28 protein-coding genes and 1 tRNA gene are annotated in these 22,964 nt (G+C 63.1%); 10 read left to right on the forward strand and 19 right to left on the reverse strand.

The features are described 5' to 3' along the window. Positions 1–12: 12 nt before the first annotated feature. From HU772_RS10055 to HU772_RS10080, 6 genes are all read right to left on the reverse strand, one after another. The gene (locus tag HU772_RS10055) at positions 13–348 is read right to left on the reverse strand and encodes a TusE/DsrC/DsvC family sulfur relay protein (protein WP_186661931.1); all 336 of its coding nucleotides are present in this window, start codon (positions 346–348) and stop codon (positions 13–15) included. Then, positions 345–641, reverse strand: coding sequence for a sulfurtransferase complex subunit TusB (tusB, locus tag HU772_RS10060; RefSeq protein WP_186661930.1), 297 nt, complete (start codon positions 639–641; stop codon positions 345–347). Before tusB ends, HU772_RS10055 begins: the two co-directional genes overlap by 4 nt. Next, entirely contained in the window at positions 641–1,000 is a 360-nt protein-coding gene (tusC, locus tag HU772_RS10065) for a sulfurtransferase complex subunit TusC (protein WP_186661929.1), read from the reverse strand. Before tusC ends, tusB begins: the two co-directional genes overlap by 1 nt. Before the next feature lies 1 nt (position 1,001). After that, complete coding sequence (gene tusD, locus HU772_RS10070) at positions 1,002–1,394, reverse strand: sulfurtransferase complex subunit TusD (RefSeq protein WP_186661928.1); 393 nt, start codon at positions 1,392–1,394, stop codon at positions 1,002–1,004. Positions 1,395–1,479: 85 nt separating this feature from the next. Then, entirely contained in the window at positions 1,480–2,859 is a 1,380-nt protein-coding gene (locus tag HU772_RS10075; RefSeq protein ID WP_186661927.1) for a nucleobase:cation symporter-2 family protein, read from the reverse strand. A 222-nt stretch (positions 2,860–3,081) separates the two neighbouring features. Beyond that, a complete protein-coding gene (locus HU772_RS10080) occupies positions 3,082–3,753 on the reverse strand; it encodes a Bax inhibitor-1/YccA family protein (RefSeq protein ID WP_028692373.1) in 672 nt (223 codons plus the stop codon). A gap of 147 nt (positions 3,754–3,900) precedes the next feature. On the opposite strand from HU772_RS10080, the gene HU772_RS10085 reads away from it, so the two are divergent. After that, positions 3,901–3,988 (forward strand) — tRNA-Ser (locus HU772_RS10085). Between the two features lie 108 nt (positions 3,989–4,096). Here HU772_RS10085 and HU772_RS10090 read toward each other — a convergent pair. After that, complete coding sequence (locus HU772_RS10090; RefSeq protein ID WP_225923122.1) at positions 4,097–4,837, reverse strand: hypothetical protein; 741 nt, start codon at positions 4,835–4,837, stop codon at positions 4,097–4,099. Positions 4,838–5,026: 189 nt separating this feature from the next. On the opposite strand from HU772_RS10090, the gene HU772_RS10095 reads away from it, so the two are divergent. Further along, a complete protein-coding gene (locus HU772_RS10095) occupies positions 5,027–6,277 on the forward strand; it encodes a phospholipase D-like domain-containing protein (protein ID WP_186661926.1) in 1,251 nt (416 codons plus the stop codon). 60 nt (positions 6,278–6,337) lie between these two features. On the opposite strand, the gene HU772_RS10100 is transcribed toward HU772_RS10095, so the two are convergent. Next, complete coding sequence (locus HU772_RS10100; RefSeq protein ID WP_186661925.1) at positions 6,338–6,523, reverse strand: hypothetical protein; 186 nt, start codon at positions 6,521–6,523, stop codon at positions 6,338–6,340. Between the two features lie 331 nt (positions 6,524–6,854). Beyond that, a complete protein-coding gene (locus tag HU772_RS10105; RefSeq protein ID WP_186661924.1) occupies positions 6,855–7,784 on the reverse strand; it encodes a LysR substrate-binding domain-containing protein in 930 nt (309 codons plus the stop codon). Positions 7,785–7,863: 79 nt separating this feature from the next. On the opposite strand from HU772_RS10105, the gene HU772_RS10110 reads away from it, so the two are divergent. The 3 genes from HU772_RS10110 to HU772_RS10120 all read left to right on the forward strand — a co-directional run bounded on the left by HU772_RS10110 (position 7,864) and on the right by HU772_RS10120 (position 9,590). Further along, on the forward strand, positions 7,864–8,568 hold the full coding sequence (locus HU772_RS10110) for an SDR family oxidoreductase (protein ID WP_186661923.1): 705 nt from the start codon (positions 7,864–7,866) through the stop codon (positions 8,566–8,568). 143 nt (positions 8,569–8,711) lie between these two features. Then, positions 8,712–9,203, forward strand: coding sequence for a GNAT family N-acetyltransferase (locus HU772_RS10115; protein ID WP_186661922.1), 492 nt, complete (start codon positions 8,712–8,714; stop codon positions 9,201–9,203). A gap of 33 nt (positions 9,204–9,236) precedes the next feature. Beyond that, positions 9,237–9,590 carry a ligand-binding protein SH3 gene (locus tag HU772_RS10120; RefSeq protein WP_186661921.1) on the forward strand — a complete coding sequence of 118 codons (354 nt, stop codon included), beginning with the start codon at positions 9,237–9,239 and terminating at the stop codon, positions 9,588–9,590. Positions 9,591–9,592: 2 nt separating this feature from the next. Here the strand turns inward: HU772_RS10120 and HU772_RS10125 are convergent, their stop codons facing one another. Then, positions 9,593–10,153, reverse strand: a complete 561-nt coding sequence (locus HU772_RS10125; protein ID WP_186661920.1) for a cysteine hydrolase family protein — start codon at positions 10,151–10,153, stop codon at positions 9,593–9,595. A gap of 565 nt (positions 10,154–10,718) precedes the next feature. On the opposite strand from HU772_RS10125, the gene HU772_RS10130 reads away from it, so the two are divergent. Next, on the forward strand, positions 10,719–10,910 hold the full coding sequence (locus HU772_RS10130; RefSeq protein WP_134692804.1) for a hypothetical protein: 192 nt from the start codon (positions 10,719–10,721) through the stop codon (positions 10,908–10,910). A gap of 129 nt (positions 10,911–11,039) precedes the next feature. Here the strand turns inward: HU772_RS10130 and HU772_RS10135 are convergent, their stop codons facing one another. Then, complete coding sequence (locus HU772_RS10135) at positions 11,040–11,948, reverse strand: LysR family transcriptional regulator (RefSeq protein WP_186661919.1); 909 nt, start codon at positions 11,946–11,948, stop codon at positions 11,040–11,042. 101 nt (positions 11,949–12,049) lie between these two features. Here HU772_RS10135 and HU772_RS10140 point away from each other — a divergent pair, with 101 nt between their 5' ends. Continuing rightward, a complete protein-coding gene (locus HU772_RS10140; RefSeq protein ID WP_186661918.1) occupies positions 12,050–12,811 on the forward strand; it encodes a sulfite exporter TauE/SafE family protein in 762 nt (253 codons plus the stop codon). A 1-nt stretch (position 12,812) separates the two neighbouring features. Here the strand turns inward: HU772_RS10140 and HU772_RS10145 are convergent, their stop codons facing one another. From HU772_RS10145 to HU772_RS10160, 4 genes are all read right to left on the reverse strand, one after another. Continuing rightward, positions 12,813–14,243, reverse strand: a complete 1,431-nt coding sequence (locus HU772_RS10145; RefSeq protein ID WP_186661917.1) for a GGDEF domain-containing protein — start codon at positions 14,241–14,243, stop codon at positions 12,813–12,815. A 114-nt stretch (positions 14,244–14,357) separates the two neighbouring features. Continuing rightward, positions 14,358–16,187, reverse strand: coding sequence for an SLC13 family permease (locus HU772_RS10150; protein ID WP_186661916.1), 1,830 nt, complete (start codon positions 16,185–16,187; stop codon positions 14,358–14,360). Between the two features lie 160 nt (positions 16,188–16,347). Next, positions 16,348–16,731, reverse strand: a complete 384-nt coding sequence (locus tag HU772_RS10155) for a glycine zipper domain-containing protein (RefSeq protein ID WP_186661915.1) — start codon at positions 16,729–16,731, stop codon at positions 16,348–16,350. Between the two features lie 73 nt (positions 16,732–16,804). Then, positions 16,805–16,993: a hypothetical protein gene (locus HU772_RS10160; RefSeq protein ID WP_189665095.1), complete on the reverse strand. Its 189-nt coding sequence runs from the start codon at positions 16,991–16,993 to the stop codon at positions 16,805–16,807. Between the two features lie 185 nt (positions 16,994–17,178). Here HU772_RS10160 and HU772_RS10165 point away from each other — a divergent pair, with 185 nt between their 5' ends. From HU772_RS10165 to HU772_RS10175, 3 genes are all read left to right on the forward strand, one after another. Then, positions 17,179–17,529 carry a hypothetical protein gene (locus HU772_RS10165; protein WP_186661914.1) on the forward strand — a complete coding sequence of 117 codons (351 nt, stop codon included), beginning with the start codon at positions 17,179–17,181 and terminating at the stop codon, positions 17,527–17,529. A gap of 79 nt (positions 17,530–17,608) precedes the next feature. Beyond that, positions 17,609–18,430: a class I SAM-dependent methyltransferase gene (locus tag HU772_RS10170; RefSeq protein ID WP_186661913.1), complete on the forward strand. Its 822-nt coding sequence runs from the start codon at positions 17,609–17,611 to the stop codon at positions 18,428–18,430. A 370-nt stretch (positions 18,431–18,800) separates the two neighbouring features. Further along, positions 18,801–19,772, forward strand: coding sequence for an IS110 family RNA-guided transposase (locus tag HU772_RS10175; RefSeq protein ID WP_217858722.1), 972 nt, complete (start codon positions 18,801–18,803; stop codon positions 19,770–19,772). A 41-nt stretch (positions 19,773–19,813) separates the two neighbouring features. On the opposite strand, the gene HU772_RS10180 is transcribed toward HU772_RS10175, so the two are convergent. From HU772_RS10180 to HU772_RS10195, 4 genes are all read right to left on the reverse strand, one after another. Further along, positions 19,814–20,581: an SDR family oxidoreductase gene (locus tag HU772_RS10180; RefSeq protein ID WP_186662298.1), complete on the reverse strand. Its 768-nt coding sequence runs from the start codon at positions 20,579–20,581 to the stop codon at positions 19,814–19,816. Between the two features lie 27 nt (positions 20,582–20,608). Next, positions 20,609–21,676, reverse strand: coding sequence for a phosphotransferase family protein (locus tag HU772_RS10185; protein WP_186662299.1), 1,068 nt, complete (start codon positions 21,674–21,676; stop codon positions 20,609–20,611). 197 nt (positions 21,677–21,873) lie between these two features. After that, the gene (locus tag HU772_RS10190) at positions 21,874–22,191 is read right to left on the reverse strand and encodes an SCP2 sterol-binding domain-containing protein (protein WP_028692453.1); all 318 of its coding nucleotides are present in this window, start codon (positions 22,189–22,191) and stop codon (positions 21,874–21,876) included. A gap of 54 nt (positions 22,192–22,245) precedes the next feature. After that, a complete protein-coding gene (locus HU772_RS10195; protein ID WP_186662300.1) occupies positions 22,246–22,959 on the reverse strand; it encodes a histidine phosphatase family protein in 714 nt (237 codons plus the stop codon). Positions 22,960–22,964 lie beyond the last annotated feature (5 nt).

Consider the following 22,964-nt stretch of genomic DNA (forward strand, 5'->3'; position numbering starts at 1 on the left):
GACGTGGTTCGTTCATATGCAGTTGGTCGGCTTCGGCAGGCCCGCCAGCTTGGCGGCAAGTTTGGCGGGGGTGCCATTGAACAGGCGGTTCAGGTGCGGGCTGTTGCCTTTTTCCGCACCTAGCTTGAGCGCGGTGTACTTGATCAGCGGGCGGGTGGCCGGGGAGAGTTGGTATTCCTCGTAGAACTGGCGCAGCAGTTCGAGGATCTCCCAGTGCTCCGCCGTCAGGGCGATGCCTTCGCGAGCGGCGAGGGCTTCGGCGACCTCGCGGGACCAGTCTTGCAGCTCGACCAGGAAGCCGTCTTTGTCCAGGGCAATCGTGCGATCGCCGACATTCAGGGTGCTCATAGCCAGCTGTTGACCTTGTCGAAGTACAGGGTGAGTTCGACGAAGGCGGGGTAGTCCAAGGCCTTGGCCGGTTGGCCGTCGAGGGCGCGGGCTTGCAGGTCCTCCTCAAGGGCGAACAGGCGTTCGCCAAGGTCAGCAGCCTGCAGGGCGGCAAAGGGTTCGCTTCCGGCCTTGAGTGCGTAGGTGGCGTCGCCGCACAGCAGCAGTGCGTCTTGCGGGCCCAGCAAGCGCAGGCAGCTGGCCAGGCGCTCGTCACCGAAGGGCGAATGGGCGATTACATGCAGGGTCGTCATCAGAGTGTCACCACCTGGTCGAAACGGGCAATCAGCGCGGCCAGCGCAGTGTCGTCGAGCACCTCGACCGGCAGTTCCAGCGCGCTGCTGTCCAAGCCGCGGCGGGTCAGGCTGTGGCCGCAGGCGAACAGCTCCTCGACGCCGAACATCGGCAGGGCCTGGAGGTTGGCGGTCAAGTTCTTCTGTTGCAGGGCGTCGGGATGTTGCCCGGCGGCCAGCTGAAACACGCCGTCGTCGAGGAACAGCATGCCCAGCGGCAGGTCGAAGGCGCCGCCGGCCAGGGCGATGTCCAGCGCCTCGCGGGCGGACGGGCCGCTCCAGGGCGCCTGGCGGCTGATGATCAGCAAGGACCTGGCCATCTCAATCACCTCCAAAGCAGACCAGGCGGTCAGCCAGTTGCGCCGCCTCGTGCAACTGGCCCAGGCCAGACAGTTCCCACGGCATCGGCAGGTTCACCGCTGGGCGCTGGTAGCGGTTGGCCTCGGTATCGTCCAGCACGCCGCGGCGCAGGGCCGCCGCGATGCACACCACTGCGTCCAGGCGATGCTCGCTGACGAAGGCGCGCCACTGGGCGGCGATATCCTGCTCGTCCTGGGGCGCAACGATATTGGCCGAGGCGCTGTGCACCCCGTCCTGGTAGAAGAACAGTCGGGCAATTTCATGCCCACCGGCCAGCGCCGCCTCGGCAAAGCGCAAGGCGCGGCGCGAGGAGGGCGCATGGGCCGGAGAAAAGACCGCGATGGCGAATTTCATGGAAGGCTCGTGCAAATGAATGCGGCCATGATAAAGCAAAAAGCCCGTGCGGGTGGGCACGGGCTCTTGGGTGGGCTGGCGTGGCTCAGGCCTGTTCCTTGCCCTCGGGCAGGAACCAGTTGAGCAGCAGGGCACAGATGCCGCCGGTGGCGACCCCCGACTCCAGCACATTGCGCAGCGCCGATGGCATGTGCGCGAGGAATTCCGGCACCTGCGCCACACCCAGTCCCAAGGACAGCGACACGGCGATGATCAGCAGGGCGCGGCGGTCGAGGCGGGTGCTGGCCAGAATATTGATGCCCGAGGCGGCGACCGCGCCGAACATCACCATGGCCGCACCGCCCAGTACCGGCTCCGGCACTGCCTGGATCACCCCGGCGACGCTGGGGAACAGCCCCAGCAGGATCAACATCGCGGCAATCCAGACACCGATATGGCGGCTGGCGATGCCGGTCAGCTGGATCACCCCGTTGTTCTGGGCGAACACCGAGCTGGGGAAGGTGTTGAACACACCGGCCAGCAGCGAGTTGGCACCGTTGACCAGCACGCCGCCTTTGATCCGCTGCATCCATACCGGGCCTTCCACCGGCTGGCGCGAGACCTTGCTGGTGGCGGTGACGTCACCGATGGCTTCCAGGGACGTGACCAGGTAGATCACCAGCATCGGGATGAACAGTGCCCAGGAGAAGCCCAGGCCAAAATGCAGCGGGGTCGGTACCTGGAACAGCGCGGCCTGGTGCATGCCGCTGAAGTCCAGGCGCCCCAGGTAACCGGCCAGGGCATAACCCACGGCCAGGGCGATGACGATGGCGCAACTGCGCATCCATACCACCGGGATGCGGTTGAGGATGACGATGATCGCCAGCACCACGCCCGACAGCAACAGGTTCTCGCCGTCGGCGAAGGTGCCGTTGGCCATGGCGCCGAAACCACCGCCCATGCTGATCAGGCCGACCTTGATCAGGGTCAGGCCGATCATCAGTACGACGATACCGGTCACCAGCGGCGTGATCAGGCGTTTGACGAAGGGCAGGATGCGCGAAACGCCCATTTCCACGAACGAACCGGCGATGACCACACCGAAGATCGCCGCCATCACGCTTTCCACCGGCGTGCCTTGCTTGACCATCAATGCGCCACCGGCAATCAGCGGGCCGACGAAGTTGAAGCTGGTGCCCTGGACGATCAGCAGCCCGGCGCCGAACGGGCCGAAGCGCTTGCACTGGACGAACGTGGCGATCCCCGAGATCACCAGCGACATCGACACGATCAGGTTGGTATCCCGCGCCGACACGCCCAAGGCCTGGCAGATCAGCAAGCCCGGGGTGACGATCGGCACGATGATCGCCAACAGGTGCTGCAGGGCTGCCAGCAGGCCGATCAGCAGGCGCGGCTTGTCCTCGAGGCCAAGGATCAGTTCATTGGCAGGCGCCGCCGCGCCTGGGCCGTGTTCGTGTGAACTCATGGGAAATGCTGCCCCGGAAGAAAAAAGGAGCGCATTCTACGGGCTGAATCGGCGCAGGGGTAGAGGCAAGCACGATGCCGGCACAATCGCGGATGAAACACCGGATAAGCTGACTTTTAGGTCAATACTTGCTCGGCTATCGAATGTTTCATCCAGGGTTTCGAACAGCCACGAAAAAGCCCGCCGAAGCGGGCTTTTTGCTGGTCATCGTCACCGATTCGATCAGTCGTCGCGACCCATGATGCCGAACAGCTGCAGCAGGCTGACGAACAGGTTGTAGATCGACACGTACAGGCTGATGGTGGCCATGATGTAGTTGCGCTCGCCACCATGGATGATGGCGCTGGTCTGGAACAGGATGCAGACCGACGAGAACAGCACGAAGCCCGCGCTGATCGCCAGTTGCAGGCCGCTGATCTGGAAGAAGAAGCTGGCCACCACGGCACCCAGCAGGACGAAGAAACCGGCGGTGATGAAGCCGCTGAGGAAGCTCATGTCCTTGCGGGTGATCAGCACGTAGGCCGACAGGCCACCGAATACCAGGGCGGTCATGGCGAAGGCCGAGCTGACCACTTCGGCGCCACCGGCCATGCCCAGGTAGCGGTTGAGGATCGGGCCGAGGATGAAGCCCATGAAGCCGGTGAGGGCGAAGGTGGACACCAGGCCCCAGGCCGAGTCACGCAGCTTGTTGGTGAGGAAGAACAGGCCGTAGAAGCCGATCAGCACCACGAAGATGTTCGGGTAGCCGACACGCATCTGCTGGGCGACGAAGGCCATGATGCCGCTGAAGGCGAGGGTGAGCGCCAGCAGGCTGTATGTGTTGCGCAGGACCTTGCTGACCTCCTGCTGCTCGACCTGCTGGCCGTGTTGGACGGCGTAATCCTGTTCGCGCATGGCGCACTCCTTTGGGGTGAGACCGCGGTTCGGGACCGGCGGTATTGGAACATATGACGCAGAGCATACCAGAGCTGTCGCAACCCGCGACACAGAGAGTTTGACAGCGTGTTTCATTACGGTATGATTGCCGCCGCAAAACTAGCTGGAAGCGTGGCCGAGTGGTTTAAGGCAACGGTCTTGAAAACCGTCGATGGGCAACTATCCTAGAGTTCGAATCTCTACGCTTCCGCCACATTCAAAGCCCTGAATATTCAGGGCTTTTTGCGTTTCTGGGGCAGTGAAAAAGCAGCACGGAAATCCCGGAACTCCGGAACTTCCGCGCACGCCGCCAACTGCTCCGTTACTTGATATCCACCTCATTGAACTTCACCACCGCATCTTCTTCGCGGCCGACCCGCACCCGGAGCTTCAGCGCCGGCGCCTGCTTCAGATCGCCGCGCCCTTGCTCAAAGGCCAAGGTCACCCGGGTAGGAATACCGCGCACCAGCGGGAATGCATCGCGGTAGGTGAATTTGGACGAACCGACCTGCATCCTGTCGACGCTCAGGGCGCCGCCGCTTTCCTCGAACAGGGTGGTTTGCGATTCGAAGCGGAATTCGCTGTCCAGCCGGGTGTTGGTCAGTTCGAACGCGCAGTTGGGCTGGCGGCCGATCTTTTCACAGCCCAGCAGCTCGATGCGTACGCCGTCGACCACTTCCAGGCGTTTGCCCAGCAAGTTGGCGCCGCCGTTCTCGATGAATTTCTGTTGGTCGCGGGCGAAGTCGAAGCTGGGTTTGGCGTATTCGCCACCCAAGGCAAAGAAGATCACCGACAAGCCGCCGGCGAGGATCACCAGCATGGCGCCCTTGAGCATCTGTGGAAGGCGGTTGGCGTACCAACCCAGGTAGACCACGCACAGGAACACGAAGGCGCTCATGAACAGAATGAGGTTCTTCCAGTTCAAAAAGCTCAGGCCGAACACGGTCGGGTCGGGGAATACATAGGTGATCAGGCCCCACATGGTGGCCAGCAAGGCGCTGATGCCGCCCATGATGCGGGTGATCAGGCCAGAGATTTTCTTGGGTGGCAGAGCAGCTTCCATTCTTGAACCTTACATGCGGTAGTCGACAGGTGAAGCGGCTGAGGGCGTGCTCCAGCGGCCGCGGCCTGTATCGGTGCGGCGTGCATGTGTCGCGGTCATCCCTGAGCAGCGAGCAGGGCAGTGTGAGTGAATCACAGGCTGATGGCAACGTAGTATCATCGGCGCACACTCAAGCAGGGAAGCCAAGCATTGAAGTTCACGCGCAATATCGTGCCGCTGTTGAAAGCGCAACTGCAAAACGATCCAGTCGATCTGAAGATCTTTTCGCCCTACCTGACCGGCGAAGTTGCGCTGGAGATCGCGCGGCTGGGTAAAAGCGCCAAGGTCTACACGCTGGTCAATGTGCCGGTGCTGGCCTCCGGTGCCTCATCTTATGCCACGCTCAAGACGCTCCTGGATAACCAGATTGCGGTCTACGTCCTGCCGGATCTGCACGCCAAATTGATCATCGCCCAGGATCGCTTCGTGACACTGGGCAGCCAGAACCTGACCCAGCGCGGCGAGACGGACAACCTTGAGGCCAATATCCGTGTACGGGGGGTCAGCAAGGGGATCCAGGCGCTGGTGGCGAAAATGGAGCGCAAGGCGACGCTGCTGACGCCTGAGTATCTGCAAAGGGTGAACGAGGCTGCCCAGGCGCTGGCGGCTGAATATGCCGCCCTGGACAAGAAAGCAGAGCGCGCGCAGCGTGCGGTCATCGCCGCCGATAGAGAGCGGCGGGCGGCGTTACGCAGTGTGAGCGGCATCGATGCCGAAGTGCGTTCGAAACTGGCCAGCCGACCGCAGTCCAATCCCAGGGAATGTAAGATCAAGAAGGACGAACGGGCGCAATATCTGCTTAAGGGCAAGGAACTGCTGAAGTGGACGATCGACGGCGAAGACCACGGCTTGGATCCCCAGCATCGCTACCTGTGCGTCTCCCTGGCCGGCAAGCTTGGCTGGGTCAGGGTCAACCAGACCCGGTATTCGTTCATCGAGAGTCAAGTCGACATCGAACAAGGGGAAATCAAGGGGCGGGCTACCTGGCAGATGTCCGTCGACGCGAGTGACAAGGCCTGCGCCGCCAGGAAAGGTGACCACAACCTGCGGGTGACGGTGCTCAATCGCCTGAACCAGGAACTCTGCGATGTCTTCATGCGCTACAACACCGAGGATATGGATATCTATCCTGCGGTCTTGCTGCGCAAAACGGGCAAGCCCAGGGCGTGCGCCGAAGAGCGACGCAAGGCGGTCGCCTGGATCAACAACAATGCCGAGCGTTTCAAGCGGGATGTCAAACGGGTCATCACCTCGCCATTCAAGTTCGAGAAGAACCTGACAGGTGAGCGGGCGGATGCGTTTTTTGGCCCTGAAGGGACATCCCATACGCTGTGCCTGGTGAAGTTGCGTACTTATGTGGCGCTTCAGGTGCTCGAATCTACCGGAGTGCCCTTGGGATAGCGCCAGGTAGTTTCTTGGGGGTGCTTGCAGGCATTCAGGGCGAGGGTTACGGCAAGGCTGTTACTGCAATGTGTGCGGCTTGAAGTCCGTTGATGCCTTTTTCAAGCCTTGCTCCATCATGGCGATGAGTTTGGCCAGTACCAGGGCTTTCTGCTCGTCGCCGCTTGCTTCTGTCTGCGCGAGCGCCCGGCGCAGGTTCAGCAGGTTTTTTTGCAATCCGAGTGCGGCGCTATCGTAATTTTCCATGTCGTTCTCGCGTGTCTTGGCGTCCGTGCCGTTGTAGGAATGTTTCGACGGTATCAGGTCAATCCGTTACCAAATACTGATTATTCATACATCTGTCCGTGAGACTCGTTAAACGTCCTACGGCTATACGAGAAGATTCCTACAATCATCCTCGGCTGAATGTTTCGGGTTGCTTCCACGAGGTAGGCGCAAGCCCTTGGTAAACAAGGCTTGAAGGCTATTCAACAGAGAACGGCAGCGCCAATGCCTGCGCTTCGTTTCGTACAGACGCTCGAAATTTCATGTAGCAATTGAGCCCGGTGAAGTGCCTCGTTTTTCCGCCTGGCGCAGCTCAATCCATCGCCTGCTGCCGCAACCAGAGCACTACCTGTTCGACCGGCGAGCCCGGTGCCGGTGCTTGTGCTGCCAGCAGATGAAAGCCTGCCTTGCCAGGCAACGCATGCCCTTCCAGCGCCAATACCAAGGTGCCAGCTTGCAGTGCATGTTCTACCAGTGGGCGGGGTACCAAGGCGATGCCCATGCCGCGTTCGGCGGCTTCGATGGCCAGGATGGTCTGGCTGAACACCGGGCCGCTGACGCGGGTGCCGGGCAAGCCGTGGTGGTCGAACCAGCGTTGCCAGTTGTTATGGCTGTCGGAAATCAACGGCTGGCCGGCCAGCTCCGCGGGTTGTTGCCAAGGGGCGCCGGCGCGTAGCGAGGCCGTGCATACCGGCACCACCACGCCAGGCAGCAGGGGCAGGGCGTAGCTGGCATCGAATGGCGGACTGCCCCAGCGCACGGCAAGGTCGACGGCATTCTTGCCGCTCAGCGGTCGGGTGCCGTCGGAGGCGTCGATCATCAGGGCAAGCTGTGGGTGGGCCTGGGCCAGTTGCTCCAGGCGCGGGATCAACCAACGGCTGGCGAAGGCCGGCGTGGTGCTGAGCAGAATCTGTTGCGGGTCGTGTTGGGTGTCGCGCTCGAGCAGTTCGCGGGTCGCATCTTCGACGATATCCAGGGCCAGGCGCACACGGGCCAGGTAGTCGGCACCGTCGGGGTTGGGCCGCAGGCCTCGTGGCAGGCGTTCGAACAGCGCGCGCCCGAGTTTGTCTTCGAGGGTGCGTACCTGTTGCGCCACGGCGCCGGGGGTGACGTGCAGCTCCTCGGCGGCCGCGCGGAAGCTGCCCAGGCGGGCGGCAGCCTCGAAGGCCACCAGGTGGTTGACGATGGCGGGGGCGGTACGTCGCTTGGGCGCGCTCATCCAGTAGATTTCCTGCAGGCTCATGGCAGTATTTGTGATTGGTGCAGCCTGGCGGATTCTGGCTTCATGGACGCACTTGATCAACTCCTCGAAGGAGCAGCACATGACTTTGCAGAAAGTGGCAATCATCACCGCCGGTGGCAGCGGCATGGGCGCCGAGGCCGCCCGGCGGCTGGCGGCGGATGGCTTCAAGGTGGCGATTCTGTCGTCGTCGGGCAAGGGCGAGGCGCTGGCCGCCGAGCTGGGCGGCATCGGCGTCACCGGCTCCAACCAGTCGGTAGAAGACCTGCAGCGTCTGGTCGATACCGTGATGCAGCGCTGGGGGCGGGTGGATGTGCTGGTCAACAGCGCAGGCCATGGCCCGCGCGCGCCGATCCTCGAGCTGAGCGACGATGACTGGCACCGCGGCATGGAGGTGTACTTCCTCAATGTGGTGCGGCCAACGCGGCTGGTGACGCCGATCATGCAGCAACAGAAAAGCGGCGTGATCATCAATATCTCGACCTTCGCCGCCTTTGAGCCAGATCCGGCCTTTCCGACCTCGGGTGTGTTCCGCGCAGGGCTGGCGGCATTCACCAAGCTGTTCGCCGATCGCTACGCCGCTGAGAACATCCGCATGAACAACGTGCTGCCGGGCTTTATCGACAGTCTGCCGGAGAAGGAAGAGTTTCGTAGCCGGATTCCCATGGAGCGGTACGGCAAGGCGGAAGAAGTTGCGGCCACGGTCAGCTTCCTGGCCTCCGAGGGCGCGGGTTACATCACGGGGCAGAACCTGCGGGTCGATGGCGGGATCACCCGTTCGGTCTGAGTTACGGGGGCTTGGCCGGCGCCGCAGGAACCAGCTTGCTGGCTCCTGCAGCGCTTGAATGTCTGGCGTGACACGCACCATACAGCGAGGCGCGACTTCCGTTAGCATGTCGCCCTTGTCTAATCTGATGCGGATAACCCCTCATGAGCGCCCTGATGTTCCGTCACGCCACGCCTGACGATGTGGACCGTTGCTTTGCAATCGAAACCAGCGCCTACGAAGGCGACGAGGCCGCCACCCGGGAAAAGATCGCCACGCGCATCGACCAATACCCGCAAGGCTTCCTGATCCTGCAGGCCGACGACCAGCTGATCGGTTTCATCAACAGCGGCTGCGCCCATGAGGTGGTGATGTCGGACGAAGCCTTCAAGGAATTGGTCGGGCATGATCCACGGGCGCCGAACGTGGTGATCATGTCGGTGGTGCTGGATCCGGCCCATCAGGGCCGGGGTCACGCCAGCCGCTTGATGGCGTGCTTCGTCGAGCAGATGCGCGCGGCTGGCAAGGCAACCATCCACCTGATGTGCAAGGACCGCCACGTCGGCCTGTACGAAAAGATGGGATACACCTATGTGCGCCCGTCGGCCTCCGACCACGGTGGCATGGCCTGGCATGAGATGGTCATGGTGCTTTAGCATCACTGGCCCACATGGCCAGGGAGAGGCCCCGTGAAGTACCTCGTCGTCGAAGCACACCGCAGCGAATACCCCGCGCCCATCACCTTTGTCCAAGGTACCCTGCTGGACGTTGGCCAGCGATACGAAGGCCAGGAACAATGGCAGGACTGGTACCTGTGCAGCTGCCCGGGGCAAATATCCGGTTGGGTGCCGGGGCAACTGATCGAGCGGCTCGGCGTGGGCCGGGGCAGGGCGCTGGCGGACTACTCGGCCTACGAGCTGGATGTCGACCCCGGCCAGCAACTCGATGGCCTGCGTTGGCTGAATGGCTGGCTCTGGTGTCGCCGTGTGGAGGGCGACGAGCAGGGCTGGGTGCCGTTGGCCAAGCTACGTCCCTTGGCCTGAGGTCAGCGCATCGCCAGCACCTCGGCGCTGTCGAGGACCCTCGCATAGTCCATGGCCAGGTTGCTCAAGGCCAGCGCATGGACATCCTGCGCCGGCCACAGCCGCCCCTGGCGGTCGCGTTGGTCGAAGGTGTAGCAGGCGTCCGCCACCACCACTGTGTCGAAGCCCAGGTTGCCCGCCGAGCGCGCGGTCGACTCCACCGAGTTGTTGGTGATCACCCCGACGATCAGCAACTGGGCAATCGCCCGTTGATGCAGCCAGTGCTCCAGGCCGCTGTTGCAGAAGGCATCTGGCACATGTTTTTCGAACAGCGCCTCGCTGCCCTGCGGGGTAAAGGCCTGCTGGAATTCGCAGCCGGGCTGGCCCGGCCAGAATACCGACTGAGGATCGCGGGAAATGTGCCGCACATGGACCACCGGCCGCCTGCTTTGCCGCCAGGCGGCGAGCAGTTCAGCCATGCGCAGCTCGGCCTCGGGGTTGTTGCGGGGCCCCAGGCGCGGATGGTTGATGCCGTTTTGCATGTCGATGATCAGCAGGGCGGCGTTGCTGGCGATGGCGGTCATTTCCTGTGGCTCTCCCGAAGTCCTGCGGCGAACCGTAGCACAGGGGCACAGGCCTCAAGAAAACAGATTGCGCACGGGCTGGCGAATGACGGCCCAGCATGCTTTCGGTTCATCTGATCCGCTTTTTTTGCGATAACCTGCGTCTGTAACCGTATCAGCCAGGGGCGGACAATACACCCAGGCCCAGCCTTCCACACCGGTGTGCGCTGGGTAGGCTGCGCCGCTTGCCTTCCAGTGGCCAGTCTTGCCGTTCCGTCATCACACTGTAGAGGTTCAGATGGGCAAGCTCGCGCTGTTTCTGGGTAGTTTTCTGCTACTGACAATCCTGATTGGCTTGCTGGGGACCATCCCGCCAAGCTGAGCCGCCTCTTTTTCCCGCTTCAGCCCGTCTGCGTTCAAGGCGGGCTCGTCCTTTTCCCAGGCCATCGCCGGTCACCTGCCGCGCTCGTCTAGACAAGCGGTAGCTGCAAGTCATTCTCAAGTGCAAGGCGCTCGTGTAATCTGCCGCCCCCTTCTAGGGCCCGCAGCAACGGGCCGATCACCTGCCTTGGAGTTGATACACACTATGGAATGCAAGAAAGGCACTGCAGCGATGCTGGAGTGGCGCGGTCGTTTTCTCGGCGAGGGTATTCTCCACGAAGAGGACTATGACCAGGCATTGCGCCGTGCCGAAGAGTTGGAGCGTTCCGGGGTGATCAGCGCAAGTGAATGGATCGAGTTGGTGAAGCTGGCCAACGCAGCGTTGTTGCGCTTGTAAAAAATCCTTCAAGGCTTGCGGAAACTGTCCACAAAAATCGTGGGTAGGTCTGTGGATAAAACGCTGTAGGCCAGCAGTATCAAGCCCTCTGTCAGATTGAGCAGAAATTGAGCAGGCCCGTTTGCGGCATCAGTGTTGCCGTGGATGGGCCTCGCGCAGGGCCTGCAGCAGTTCGCGAACCTTCGCCGGCACATCCCCTGCCGGGTACACGGCATGCATCTGCGGGTCCTCGCCGGTGCTGGAGGTCAGGTGGTACTCGGGGCATACCCGCACCAGGCGTCCGGCGCGTACCTCAGGCTCCCCCAGCCAGTCCGCCAGGCGGGCGATACCGGCCCCGGCCAGGGTGGCTTGCAGCACGGCAACGCCCGAGCCAAGACGCAGGCGCGGCTGTGGTCGCAGGCTGACGAGGTGGCCTTCGCGGCAGAAATGCCAGGCCTTGAGGATGCGCGGCGCGGTATGCAGGATCAGCGCATGCTGCTCCAGATCGTCCAGCGCCTGCGGCGCGCCAGTGTCCGCAAGGTACCGTGGGCTGGCGTACAGGTGCCGGCGGTAGCGCCACAGCGGATAGCCAATCAGTTCGCTGGACTGTGGAAACGCCCCGCGGATGACGAAATCGAACTTGCCCTGCAACGGGTCCAGGGACTGGTCGCTGAACTGTGCGTCGAGGGTCACCTGGGGGTGACGTCGGGAGAATGCCGCCAATACCTCAGGCAGTACCCGCTGGGCGAGGATTTCAGGGGCCGCCAGGCGAATCCAGCCTTGCGCGCTGCCGGTCAGCGCGGCCAATTCCTCGGCGGCGTCGCGTTGCACATCCAGCAAGCGCTCGGCGTGGGGCAGCAAGCGCTCGCCCGCTTCGGTCAGGGTCACGGCACTGGCGTTGCGGTTGAACAGCTTGGCGCCGCTGTTGTCCTCCAGGGCCTGCACCGCACGGGTTACCGCGCTGGGCGAGCGGCCCAGGGCACGGGCCGCGCTGACGAAACTGCGCTTGTGCGCGACGCTGACGAAAGCCTGTATTTCACGCAGCATGTCCAGAGCCATGGTGGGTCTTCCTCGTTGCAGTATTCGCAACGTGGTATTTCAGCACAGACGCGTCGCTTTGATTAGTCTGGCGGCCTGTTTTTGCCGTCCGGACGTTCAAGATGATGGATATCGCCCTGCTTTCACTGTTCGCCTTCGCTGCTGGCCTGATCGACGCTGCCGTGGGCGGCGGCGGGCTGATCCAGATCCCGGCGCTGTTCAACGTGCTGCCTACGGCGCAGCCGGCCTCCCTGCTGGGCAGCAACAAGCTGGCCTCGGTGTGCGGCACGGCCTTTGCCGCGCGCTCGTTCATCCGCAAGGTCAAGCTGGACTGGGGGCTGATCGTGCCGGCGGCGCTCAGCGCTTTCGTGATGTCGTTCCTCGGCGCGGCCACCGTGTCGCTGGTCCCGGCCAGCGTGATGCGGCCGATGGTGCTGGTGCTGATTGTGCTGATGGCCATCTACACCTTCTGCAAGAAGGACTTCGGCACTTTGCACAAACCCACCGCGATCGGTCGCAAGGAGCAGTGCCTGGCGGTGTTGATCGGTGGCGCCATCGGTTTCTACGATGGCCTGTTCGGGCCTGGTACCGGTAGTTTCCTGATCTTCCTGTTCATCCGTTTCTTCGCCCTGGACTTCCTGCATGCCTCGGCTTCGGCGAAGTTGGTCAACATCGCCACCAACCTCGCCGCGCTTGTGTTCTTCATTCCTTCTGGCAATGTGCTCTGGGCCATTGCCTTGCCGATGGCGCTGTTCAACATCCTGGGCGCGTTGACCGGCACCTGGTTGGCGGTACGCAAGGGCGCGGGATTCGTGCGGGGATTGTTCCTGATCTTGCTGTGCGTGCTGATCGCCAAGCTCAGCTGGGACTTGCTGGCCGGTTGAATCAACCCATCTGGCGCTTGGGCACGGCCTGTTCGATACGGTTGCGGCCTTGGGCCTTGGCCAGGTAAAGGGCCTGGTCGGCGTGAGCCAGCAGCTCGTCGAGGCTCGGGGCTGGGGTATTGGCGCCACAGCCGGCCAGGCCGATGCTGACGGTGATGGGCAGGCGCTGCTCGGCATGGCTGGTGTGCAGGTCCTGAATCGCCCGGCGCAGGCGCTCGGCGGTGAACTTGGCCTGCTCCGGCGCCAGGCCCGGCACGACGATGGCGAACTCTTCGCCGCCGAGGCGGGCAAACAGTTCCCCTTCGTGCAACTGGTCGTGCAGGGTATGGGCGAACTGGCGCAGCACCTGGTCGCCCACGGCATGGCCGTGGCGGTCGTTGATCGACTTGAAGTGGTCGATGTCCAACATCATCAGGGTCAGCGGCATGCTTGGCGAATGTTGCTGGCGGTCATCGAGCAACGCGTTGGCGCGGCGGGTGAAGGCGCTGCGGGTGAGGGCGCCGGTCAGGTGGTCGATGGTCGCCTGGTGGGCCAGGCGTGCCATCAGGCTGCGGTTGGCGTTGCTCACGCAGGCCAGTACCAGCGGCCCGAGCACCAGCATGGCGATGCCCAGGCGCGCCGACATCAGCGTGGTCACCCCGGCTTCGCTCTGTGGCACGCTGAAGTGCATGAGGTTAAGCGCCACGGCGACGATCAGCGTGCTGCCGGCGGTGAGTGCCAGCAGCGCGACGAGAAATGCCGAATAGCTCAAGGCGCACCACAGTAGCGCGGCGATCGGGAAGGCGATGGCGCCTGGCCCGCCGAAGAGGATGCTCAGCGACAGCGAGGCCAGCAGCACCAGCAAGGGTGCCAGGCGAATCGGCTGGCTGTCGCTGCCGCTGCGAGTCAGGGCGCGGGGCGAGGGCGCGCTGAGCATGACCGGCAGCACCAGTACGCTGGTGGAGAACTGTTCGCTAAACCAGGCCAGCCAGGTGGCACGCAGGGATTGTTCGAACCACGGCGTGGCCATGACGCAGGCCAGGCTGGCGGCGGCCATGGCACCGGCGGCGCAGGCGCCGAACAGGCACAGGGTGCCGTGGGGCGTGCGCAGGCGACGATGCAGGCGCGGCAGGCGTGCCATCAGGTACCAGATGGTGGCAATGGCGCCGAGGTTGCATAGGTTGAACCACAAGGCCGGTTGCCAGGTGCTGCCGCAGGCCAGGTCGGCCACGACCATGGCCAGGTAGATCAGGGCGAAGCCCAGCGGGTTGGCTTGCCGCGGATTGCGCAGCAGCACGCCGGCGAGCACCGCGTTGACCGGCCAGAACAGCGAGAGTGATTCGATCGGTCGGGCGAGGATGCCGGCCAGGGTCAGGCCCAATGTCAGGCCGAACAGGATCAGCGGAGGCAACAGGCGCGATGGGACTGGAGACACCATAGGCTCGACCGGCAAGCGAAGACGGAATCCAGGAAAACGTTTGTAGGCACCTGGGGCGTTTCGCGTCAGTGTCTTTCAAGTCGGCAATTGATGTCAATTCGCTGCGAACGGCGAAGATTTGGCGCCGGATTACAGCCTGAACAGCCAAGGCACCATCATCACCGTGACCAGCATCACCAGCACGGTGAACGGCACCCCGACCTTCACGAAATCGGCGAAACGGTATTGCCCAGGGCCCAGCACCAGGGTGTTCACTGGCGAGGACACTGGGGTCATGAATGCCGCCGAGGCGGCCAGGGCCACGGTCATGGCGAACGGGTAGGGCGACATGCCCAGTTGCTGGGCCGTGCTCACGGCCACCGGCGCCATCAGCACGGCGGTGGCGGTATTGGAAATGAACAGTCCGATCACCGCCGTGACGGCGAACAGGCAAGCGAGGATCACCCTGGGGCCGGCGTCGCCGAGCAGGCCAACCAGAGCGCCGACCGCCAGGTCGATGCCGCCGGTCTTCTGCAGCGCCAGGGCGAACGGCAGCATGCCGACGATCAGCACCAGGCTTTGCCAGTGGATGGCGCGGTAGGCGCTGTTCATGTCGATGCAACGCCCGGCGCCCATCAGCAGGCAGCCGATCAGCGCGGCGATGACGTTGGGCACCAGGCCGCTGACCATCAAGCCGACCATCACCGCCAGGCTGAGCAGCGCCTGGGGCGCGCGGGTGCGGGCCGGCGCCACCTGGTCGATTTCCGCGGGCAGGCTCAGCACCAGGAAGTCCCGTGGCTTGCCTTGCAACTGGCGCACGGCTTTCCATGGGCCAACCACCAGCAGGGTGTCGCCCAGGCGCAGCTTTTCTTCCAGCAACTGCTCCTCGATGGCGACCTGGTCGCGACGCAGGCCGACCACGTTGAGGTCGTAGCGGGTGCGGAAGGTCAGCTCGAGAATGCTCTTGCCGATCAGTTGCGAGCCTGGCGGCAGTGAAATTTCGGCCATGCCCAGTTCCTGGGACTGGTCGATGAAGTAGGCGGCCTTGAAATGCAGCGGCTCGAGCAGCATGGTCTGGCACAGGCTGCGCAGGTCGTCGCGGTTGGCGAACAGGTCGAGCAGCAGCACATCGCCCTGTTGCAGCACGGTGCCGGAATCGGCGGCGATCACCCGGGTGGTGAACTTGTGCTGGCGCTCGATGCCGATCACGTTGGCGCCGTGCCGGGTGCGCAGCTCCAGCTCACCGAGGGTGTGGCCGATCAGTGGCGAATGCGGACGGATCCGCAAACGGCGCTCACGGCCACTGAGCTTGTAGTCCAGCACCAGGTCGAGCAGGGTGCGCCGGCTTTCCACCCGGCCATCCTTGCGCACTTCGCCATTGAGCCAGTGGCGGGTCAGCAGCATGTAGCCGATGCCGAGCACCAGCACCACCAGGCCGAACGGGGTGAAGCTGAAAAAGCCGAAACCGGCCTCGCCGTGGCGTACCAGTTCGCTGTGCACCACCACGTTGGGCGGCGTGGCCACCAGGCTGAGCATGCCGCTGATCAGGCCAGCGAAGCTCAATGGCATCATCAGGCGGCTGGGTGACAGTTGCAGGCGCGCGGCGATGCTCAGCACCACCGGGATGAAGATCGCCACCACGCCGGTGGAACTCATCACCGAGCCCAGCCCGGCCACCGCCACCATCAGCAGCACCAGCAGGCGGGCCTCGCTGTTGCCGGCGCGCTCGCTCATCCATTCACCAATGCGGTAGGCGATGCCGGTGCGCACCAGCCCTTCGCCGATCACGAACAGCGCGGCGATCAGCACCACGTTGGGGTCGCTGAAACCGGCCAGGGCTTGTTCCACGGTGAGGATGCCGGACAGTGGCAGGGCGAGGATCACCAGCAGGGCAACCACATCCATGCGTGGGCGGTTGATGATGAACAGGCAGACGACAACGGCCAGCAGGCCAAGGACCAAGAGCAGCTCATGGTTCATGGGAGGGGATGTTCCTTCACACGGGGGCACGTAAGGTTATGGCCCAAGTGTGGCAGCTTGATGCGAATGCGTCGTTGACGTGCTGCAGTGTTTTGCCGGGTGTGGGCGATCAGCCATAGAAGCCAGCAAGCTGGCTCCTACGGCGGCGTTACGCTATTGATCAGTGACGATGACGCTTGTGCTTGCCGTTGTTGTCGCCCATGTGGTTGCCGATGGCGCCACCGGCCGCGCCGCCCAGGCCGGCGCCGATGGTCGAGCCGTTGGCGCCGCCGAGCTTGCCGCCGATCAGCGAGCCGCCCGCCGAACCAAGGCCGCCACCAATGGCGGCTTCGGTGCGATTGCCCTTGCGCGCGCCGACAGCGCTGCCGGCGGCGCCACCCAGGCCGGCGCCGATGGCCGCGCCGGTGCTGCCACCGATCTGCTTGCCGACGACGTTGCCCAGGGCGCCGCCCAGGCCGCCACCGATGGCTGCGGTACCGTCACCGGCGAAGGCGCCCTGGCACAGCAGCAGGCCAAGGGCGAGGGAAGGCAAAGTCAGACGCATGTTCAGGAACCTCAGGGGAATCATCAGGGTAGGGTGCCGCAGGGACGCGGCCAGTCAGGGTTGCAAAGACGCTTTAGCGCCAGTAGCGGTCACGGTATTGACGATTGTCGTCATCATCGTCGCCGCGGTCGTGGCGGTGGTGATGCCGGTGGCCGCGATCACGGTCGCGCCAGCCATCGTCATCGTCGTGGTAGTGGTGGCTGTAGCAGCCGCCGAGCAGCAGCACGGCAGCGATCAACGCAAGGCTTGCAAGGCGCTTCATCACGTTATAGATCCTTGATCCGCAAAGGTTTACGGGGTAACGGATAGGACCGGATTCGCTCCATTTGGTTCTGCGGTGCGCAAAAAATTGCCGCGCCGTTGATCGGTGGTCGCCGCTGAGAAATGCCGCGCGCGGCACGCGTTGGCAATGCTAGAGTCGCCTTCTTTTTCTTGCGAGGTTGCAACATGCGAGCACTTTTGCCGGTCACTGTGGCGCTGCTGTTGGCGGGCTGTGCGTCATCGACCATGGAGGCGGCACGCAACGGGGCGCCGAGCGCGCGCCTGGATTCGCACAAGACCCCGGATGTGGTCGCCCAATGCATCCAGTTCAGCTGGCAGGAAGAGAAGACCTTCGGCGTCGATGCCAGCGGCTACCTTGAAGCGCGCAAGCAAGGTGGCTTCACCGTGTATACCCGGGAAGCGGAGTCTTTCGTCGATGTCTATGCCCAGGCCGGCGGGACGCGAGTGGACTACTACGCGCAGCACAACGACGGTGTGGCGCTGCAGCGTCGGGCAGCGGCGGCCACCTGCTTGTAATAGGCACGTAGCTGGTTGCCGTATACGTCAAGGGCAGTTACCGTTGCGCCTGACCTGATCACGACAAGGAAAGCATCGCATGAGCCGATCACTGGAGCTTAACCGCGCCAGTTGGGATGAGCGCGCGCCGCTGCACGCGGCATCCAAGGACTATGAAGTCGAACGCTTCGTGGCCAACCCTGGGCACCTTTCCGAAGTAGTGCGCTTCGACCTGCCGCGCCTGGGCGATATCCGCGGCCAGCGCGCGGTGCACCTGCAATGCCATATCGGCACCGACACCTTGTCGTTGGCACGCCTGGGCGCTCAGGTCTGCGGCCTGGACTTCTCCTCGGCGTCGTTGGCCCAGGCGCGAACCCTAGCTCAACGTTGCGATGCCGACATCGGGTATGTCGAAGCGGATGTCTACCTGGCGGCGCAGGTACTGCCGGCCGGTTCTTTCGACCTGGTCTACACCGGTATCGGCGCCTTGTGCTGGCTGCCCAGCATCGAGCGTTGGGCGCGTACCGTGGCGGCCTTGCTCAAGCCGGGCGGGCGCTTGTTCCTGCGCGATGGCCACCCGATGCTGATGGCGGTCAATGAGGACCACGAGGACCGTCTGCAGCTGGAATACCCATACTTCGAACGCGAAGCGCCCACCGTGTGGGTTAGCGACCAGACCTACGTCGACACCGACCAGGCCCTGGCCCATACCGAGACCCATGAGTGGAACCACGGCCTGGGCGAGGTGATTACCGCGTTGCTCAAGCAGGGTATGCGCATCACTGGCCTGGAGGAGCACCAGTCCATCCCGTGGGAGGCATTGCCGGAGCAGATGACGCTGGGCGATGACGGTGAGTGGCGCCTGAAAGAGGCGCCCTGGCGGTTGCCGCTGAGCTATACGTTGCAGGCGATCAAGGAATAGATGTGCGGGTTGCGCCATCCGTGTAGGAGCGGCCTTGTGTCGCGAAAGGGCTGCAAAGCAGCCCCGCGATCTTTGCATCAGCGCTGAAACCCTGGGGCTGCTGCACAGCCCTTTCGCGACACAAGGCCGCTCCTTGTATCTCGACTTTCGCCTCCCTAGAGGCGAAAGTTCTCGACTGATCATCGAGGGAAGGCCTTGAAGCAGAGCCGCTCCAAGGGCATCAAGCCCGCACTGTAGATAACGCTCTGGTCTTCCAACCCCACTCGACGAGTTCGAACGGTATCTAGTGCCCGCCCCCGGCGTGAGCACGCATTAACAAGGTTGAACTGAGTGTAGGGTGATCGACTTTCGTAGTTTGAAGGAGGAGATCATGTCCGTCTTTGTTGGCGTTGATGTCGCCAAAAAATCTTTCGACATTGCCATCCCGCTCCCCAATGGCAAGATGCGCACCAAAGCCAAGCTGTCCAATGATCCTGGAGGGTTCAGGCAGTTTAGCGACTGGCTTGAGCGCCATGCTGAACCAGGCGCCTGGATTGTTATGGAGGCTACAGGCATCTATCACGAAGCGCTGGCCGAGCACTGTCACAACCAAGGTTATCGGGTGTGCATTCTGAACCCGGCGGTGATTGCGAAATTCGCTGACGTGGAGCTTCGGCGCGTCAAAACAGATAAGGCTGACGCCAAAGTCATTGCTGCCTATGGCCAACAAAAGGCTGTCTCGCTTCGCCAGTGGGAGCCTGAGCCCCCTGCGCAGCGCCGCTTGCGTGCTCTGGTGCGGCGACTGGACGACCTCAAGGAAATGCGCCAGATGGAGCAGAATCGTTTGGATGTCGCACTAGATGCGGTACAGCAGTCGATTCAAGACGTAATCGGGCACATCAACGAAGAGCTGGAAAAGACCAGGAAGGCCATCGAGCAGACGATCGATGATGATCCAGACCTGCGCAAGCGACGTGAGCTGATTACCTCGATTGATGGTTTGGGTGACACCACTGCTACGTTGCTGCTCGCCGAACTGGGCGATCCACTGAAATACCAAAGCCCTTCTGCGATTGTCGCGTTTTCAGGCTTAAACCCAGTGGTGCAGCAATCGGGAGAGTTCATAGGTAAGAGCACTATTTCGCGTACAGGCGCCTCAAGGCTGCGTGCAGGCTTGTGGATGTCAGGCACTGTCTCAATCAGACATAACCCTGTTGTGAAGGAACTGGCAGAGCGGTTGAGCAGCCGGCACAAAGCTTACAAACAGATCGTCTGCGCGGCGATGCGCAAGCTGCTGCACCTGGTTTACGGGGTGGTGAAGTCGGGGATACCGTTTGACCCCAAAATCCCTCTTGCGGGGTGAGGGTCAAGACGGTATCTACACAGGGTGCGCATGAATCCGGATCAGGACAGGAACCCACCATCGACATTGAGCGCGGTGCCGGTGGTATAGCTGGACGCCTCGCTGGCCAGGTACAGCACCGCACCGGCCATCTCGCTCGGGTCGGCCACGCGCTTGAGCGGGATCTGCTGCAGGGCGGCGTTGCGGATACTGTCGTTCTTCACCAGCGCCGAGGCGAACTTGGTGTCGGTCAGCCCCGGCAGCAGGGCGTTGCAGCGGATGCCGAACTGCGCGCATTCCTTGGCGAAGACCTTGGTCATGTTGATCACCGCCGCTTTGGTCACCGAGTAGATGCCCTGGAACAGTCCTGGCGACACGCCGTTGATCGAGGCCACGTTGATGATGCTGCCGCCGCCGTGCTCGCGCATCAGCTTGCCGGCCTCCACCGACATGAAGAAGTAACCGCGGATATTCACATCCACGGTCTTCTGGAACGCACCCAGGTCGGTGTCCAGCACGTTACAGAACTGCGGGTTGGTCGCGGCGTTGTTGACCAGGATATCCAGGCGCCCGAACTGTTCGCGGATGCCGGCGAACACCTGCTGGATCTGCTCCATCTCGCCGATGTGGCAGGCTACCGCGGTGGCCTTGCCCCCTGCCGCGATGATGGCCTCGGCCACCTGCTGGCAGCCGTCGAGCTTGCGGCTGGAGACGATCACATGGGCGCCCTGCTGGGCCAGCAGATGGGCAATGGCTTCGCCGATGCCGCGGCTGGCACCGGAAACGAAGGCGATCTTGCCGTCGAGGTCGAACAGGTGGGTCTTGGACATGCGCGTATTCCTTGTTGTCTGCCGAAGTTACAGGCTGGATTTGCCGATCAGTTGCAGGCTCATGTGCTCCAGCAGCTTGTTCATGTGGATGAACTGGGCGAAGCGCTTGTCCTGGGTCTGGCCGTGGAAGAAGCGGTAGTAGATCTGCTGGACGATACCGGCCAGGCGGAACAGACCGTAGCAATAATAGAAGTCGAAGTTGTCGATGCGGATCCCCGCACGCTCGGCGTAATGCTCGACGAACTGCCGGCGGGTAAGCATGCCTGGGGCGTTGCTCGGCTGGCGGCGCATCAGTTGTACCGGTGCCGGGTCACCGGCCTCGATCCAGTAGGCCAGGCTGTTGCCCAGGTCCATCAGCGGGTCGCCGATGGTGGCCATCTCCCAGTCCAGCACGCCGATGATGCGCATCGGGTTGGCGCTGTCGAGGATGACGTTGTCGAAGCGGTAGTCGTTGTGCACGATGCCCGGGCGCGGATGGTCGGCGGGCATCTTCTCGCGCAGCCAGGCGATCACCTGTTCCCAGCGCGGCGCGTCGGGAGTCAGGGCTTTTTCGTAGCGGCTGGCCCAGCCTTCGATCTGCCGTTGCACGTAGCCTTCCGGCTTGCCCAGGTCGGCCAGGCCGCACGCCTGGTAGTCCACCTGGTGCAGTTCGACCAGGCGCTCGATGAAACTCTTGCACAGCGCTTCGGTGCGGCTGGCGTCGAGGCTCAGTTCGGCGGGGATGTCCGAACGTAGGATGATGCCGTTGACCCGCTCCATTACGTAGAACTCGCCGCCGATCAGCGACTCGTCGGTGCAGTGCACGTAAGCCTTGGGGCAATAGGGGAAGCCAGCGTTGAGCTGGTTGAGGATGCGAAATTCCCGGCCCATGTCGTGGGCCGACTTAGCCTTGTGACCGAATGGCGGGCGACGCAGCACGAACTCCTGGTCCGGGTAGCTGACCAGGTAGGTCAGGTTGGAGGCGCCGCCGGGGAATTGGCTGATGCTCGGCGTGCCGGCGAGGCCGGGAACATGATCCTTGAGGTATGGATCGATGACGGCCGCGTCGAGTTCTTCGCCGGGGCGTACCTGGGTGGACTGGTCGGTGAGCGTCATGCGATTTCCTTATGAACGGTAGCAAGGACTATTGGCTAATCTAATTTCCTGTCGAAGCGGGTACAAGCGTGCCAACTGCTTATTGGCCTGGGTGTTGCCGGGCGATCAATGGCCCTGATGGGCGGGTTTGGCGCAGGCGAAAAAAAAACCGAAGCCCGTCAGGCTTCGGTTTTTTCATTGGCGATTCGCCGCGCCGATCAGGACGGGAACAGCTCGCTGAGCTTCATCGACAGCATCATGTCGCCTTCGACGCGCAGCTTGCCGCCCATGAAGGCCTGCATGCCGTCGGTCTCGCCGCTGACGATGCCCTTGAGGGTTTCACTGTCCATCACCAGGGTGCAGTTGGCGTCGGCGTTCTCGCCTTCCTGGATCTCGCAGGTGCCGTCCTTGACCAGCAGGGCGTAGTGCTTGTCTTCGTCGGTGATGTTGAAGCCGAACACCAGGTCCAGGCCGGCGGCAGCGGATGGATTGAATTTTGCCTTCATCGCCTCGACGGCTTTAGCTACATCGCTCATGGTGTATTCCTTGTTAAGTGATTTTCGCGTCCGCAAGGACACAACAGACCGGGCTCATCGGTAGGTGATGAGCTCCGGCAACCGCAACAGCTGCACATGGGCCTGGCTGTTGAAGGAAGCCAATGTCACGTCTCGGCCACGGAACTTCAGGTGGCTGAACGACGTATTGATGATCTGCCAGTTCAGGCTGAACGCCTGAGCCGGCGTGATTCCGGTAACCAGGTGGAGCAGGGCGGCGATGGTGCCGCCGGAGGTGAACAGGGCAATGTTTTCGCCGCTGGCGGCGCTGTCGAGCAAGCGACGCAGGCCATCGCCGACGCGGCCCGTGAAGGCCTGCCAGGTTTCCAGGTGCTCGTCGTGGGCGTGCTCGCCGTCGTGCCAGCGCTGCACCATCAGCGCGAACAGGCGCTGGAACTCGCTGCGGTGCTGAGCGCCATTGCGCAGTACGTGCAGGGCCTCGGGTTCCTCAGGCAGCAGGGCGGGGAGCAGGGCGCGGATCACGCCGTCGGCGTCGAACTCGTTGAAGGCCGCGTCGGTCTCTATGGCCGGGACGCTTTGCCCATGGGCCTGCAAGGCGCCCAAGGCCAGGCGGGCGGTGTCCTGCTGACGACGCAGGGTGCCGGCCATGCAACGATCCAGGCGCAAGCCCAGCTGGGCCAGATGCTCGCCCAAAGCCTGGCTCTGACGCTCGCCCACCGGCGAGAGGACGTCGTAGTCGGCGGCACCGAAGGAGGCTTGGCCATGTCGGATCAGGTAGAGGTTGCCCACGTGGA

The organism is Pseudomonas xantholysinigenes (assembly GCF_014268885.2).
GTDB classification, from domain to species: Bacteria; Pseudomonadota; Gammaproteobacteria; order Pseudomonadales; family Pseudomonadaceae; genus Aquipseudomonas; species Aquipseudomonas xantholysinigenes.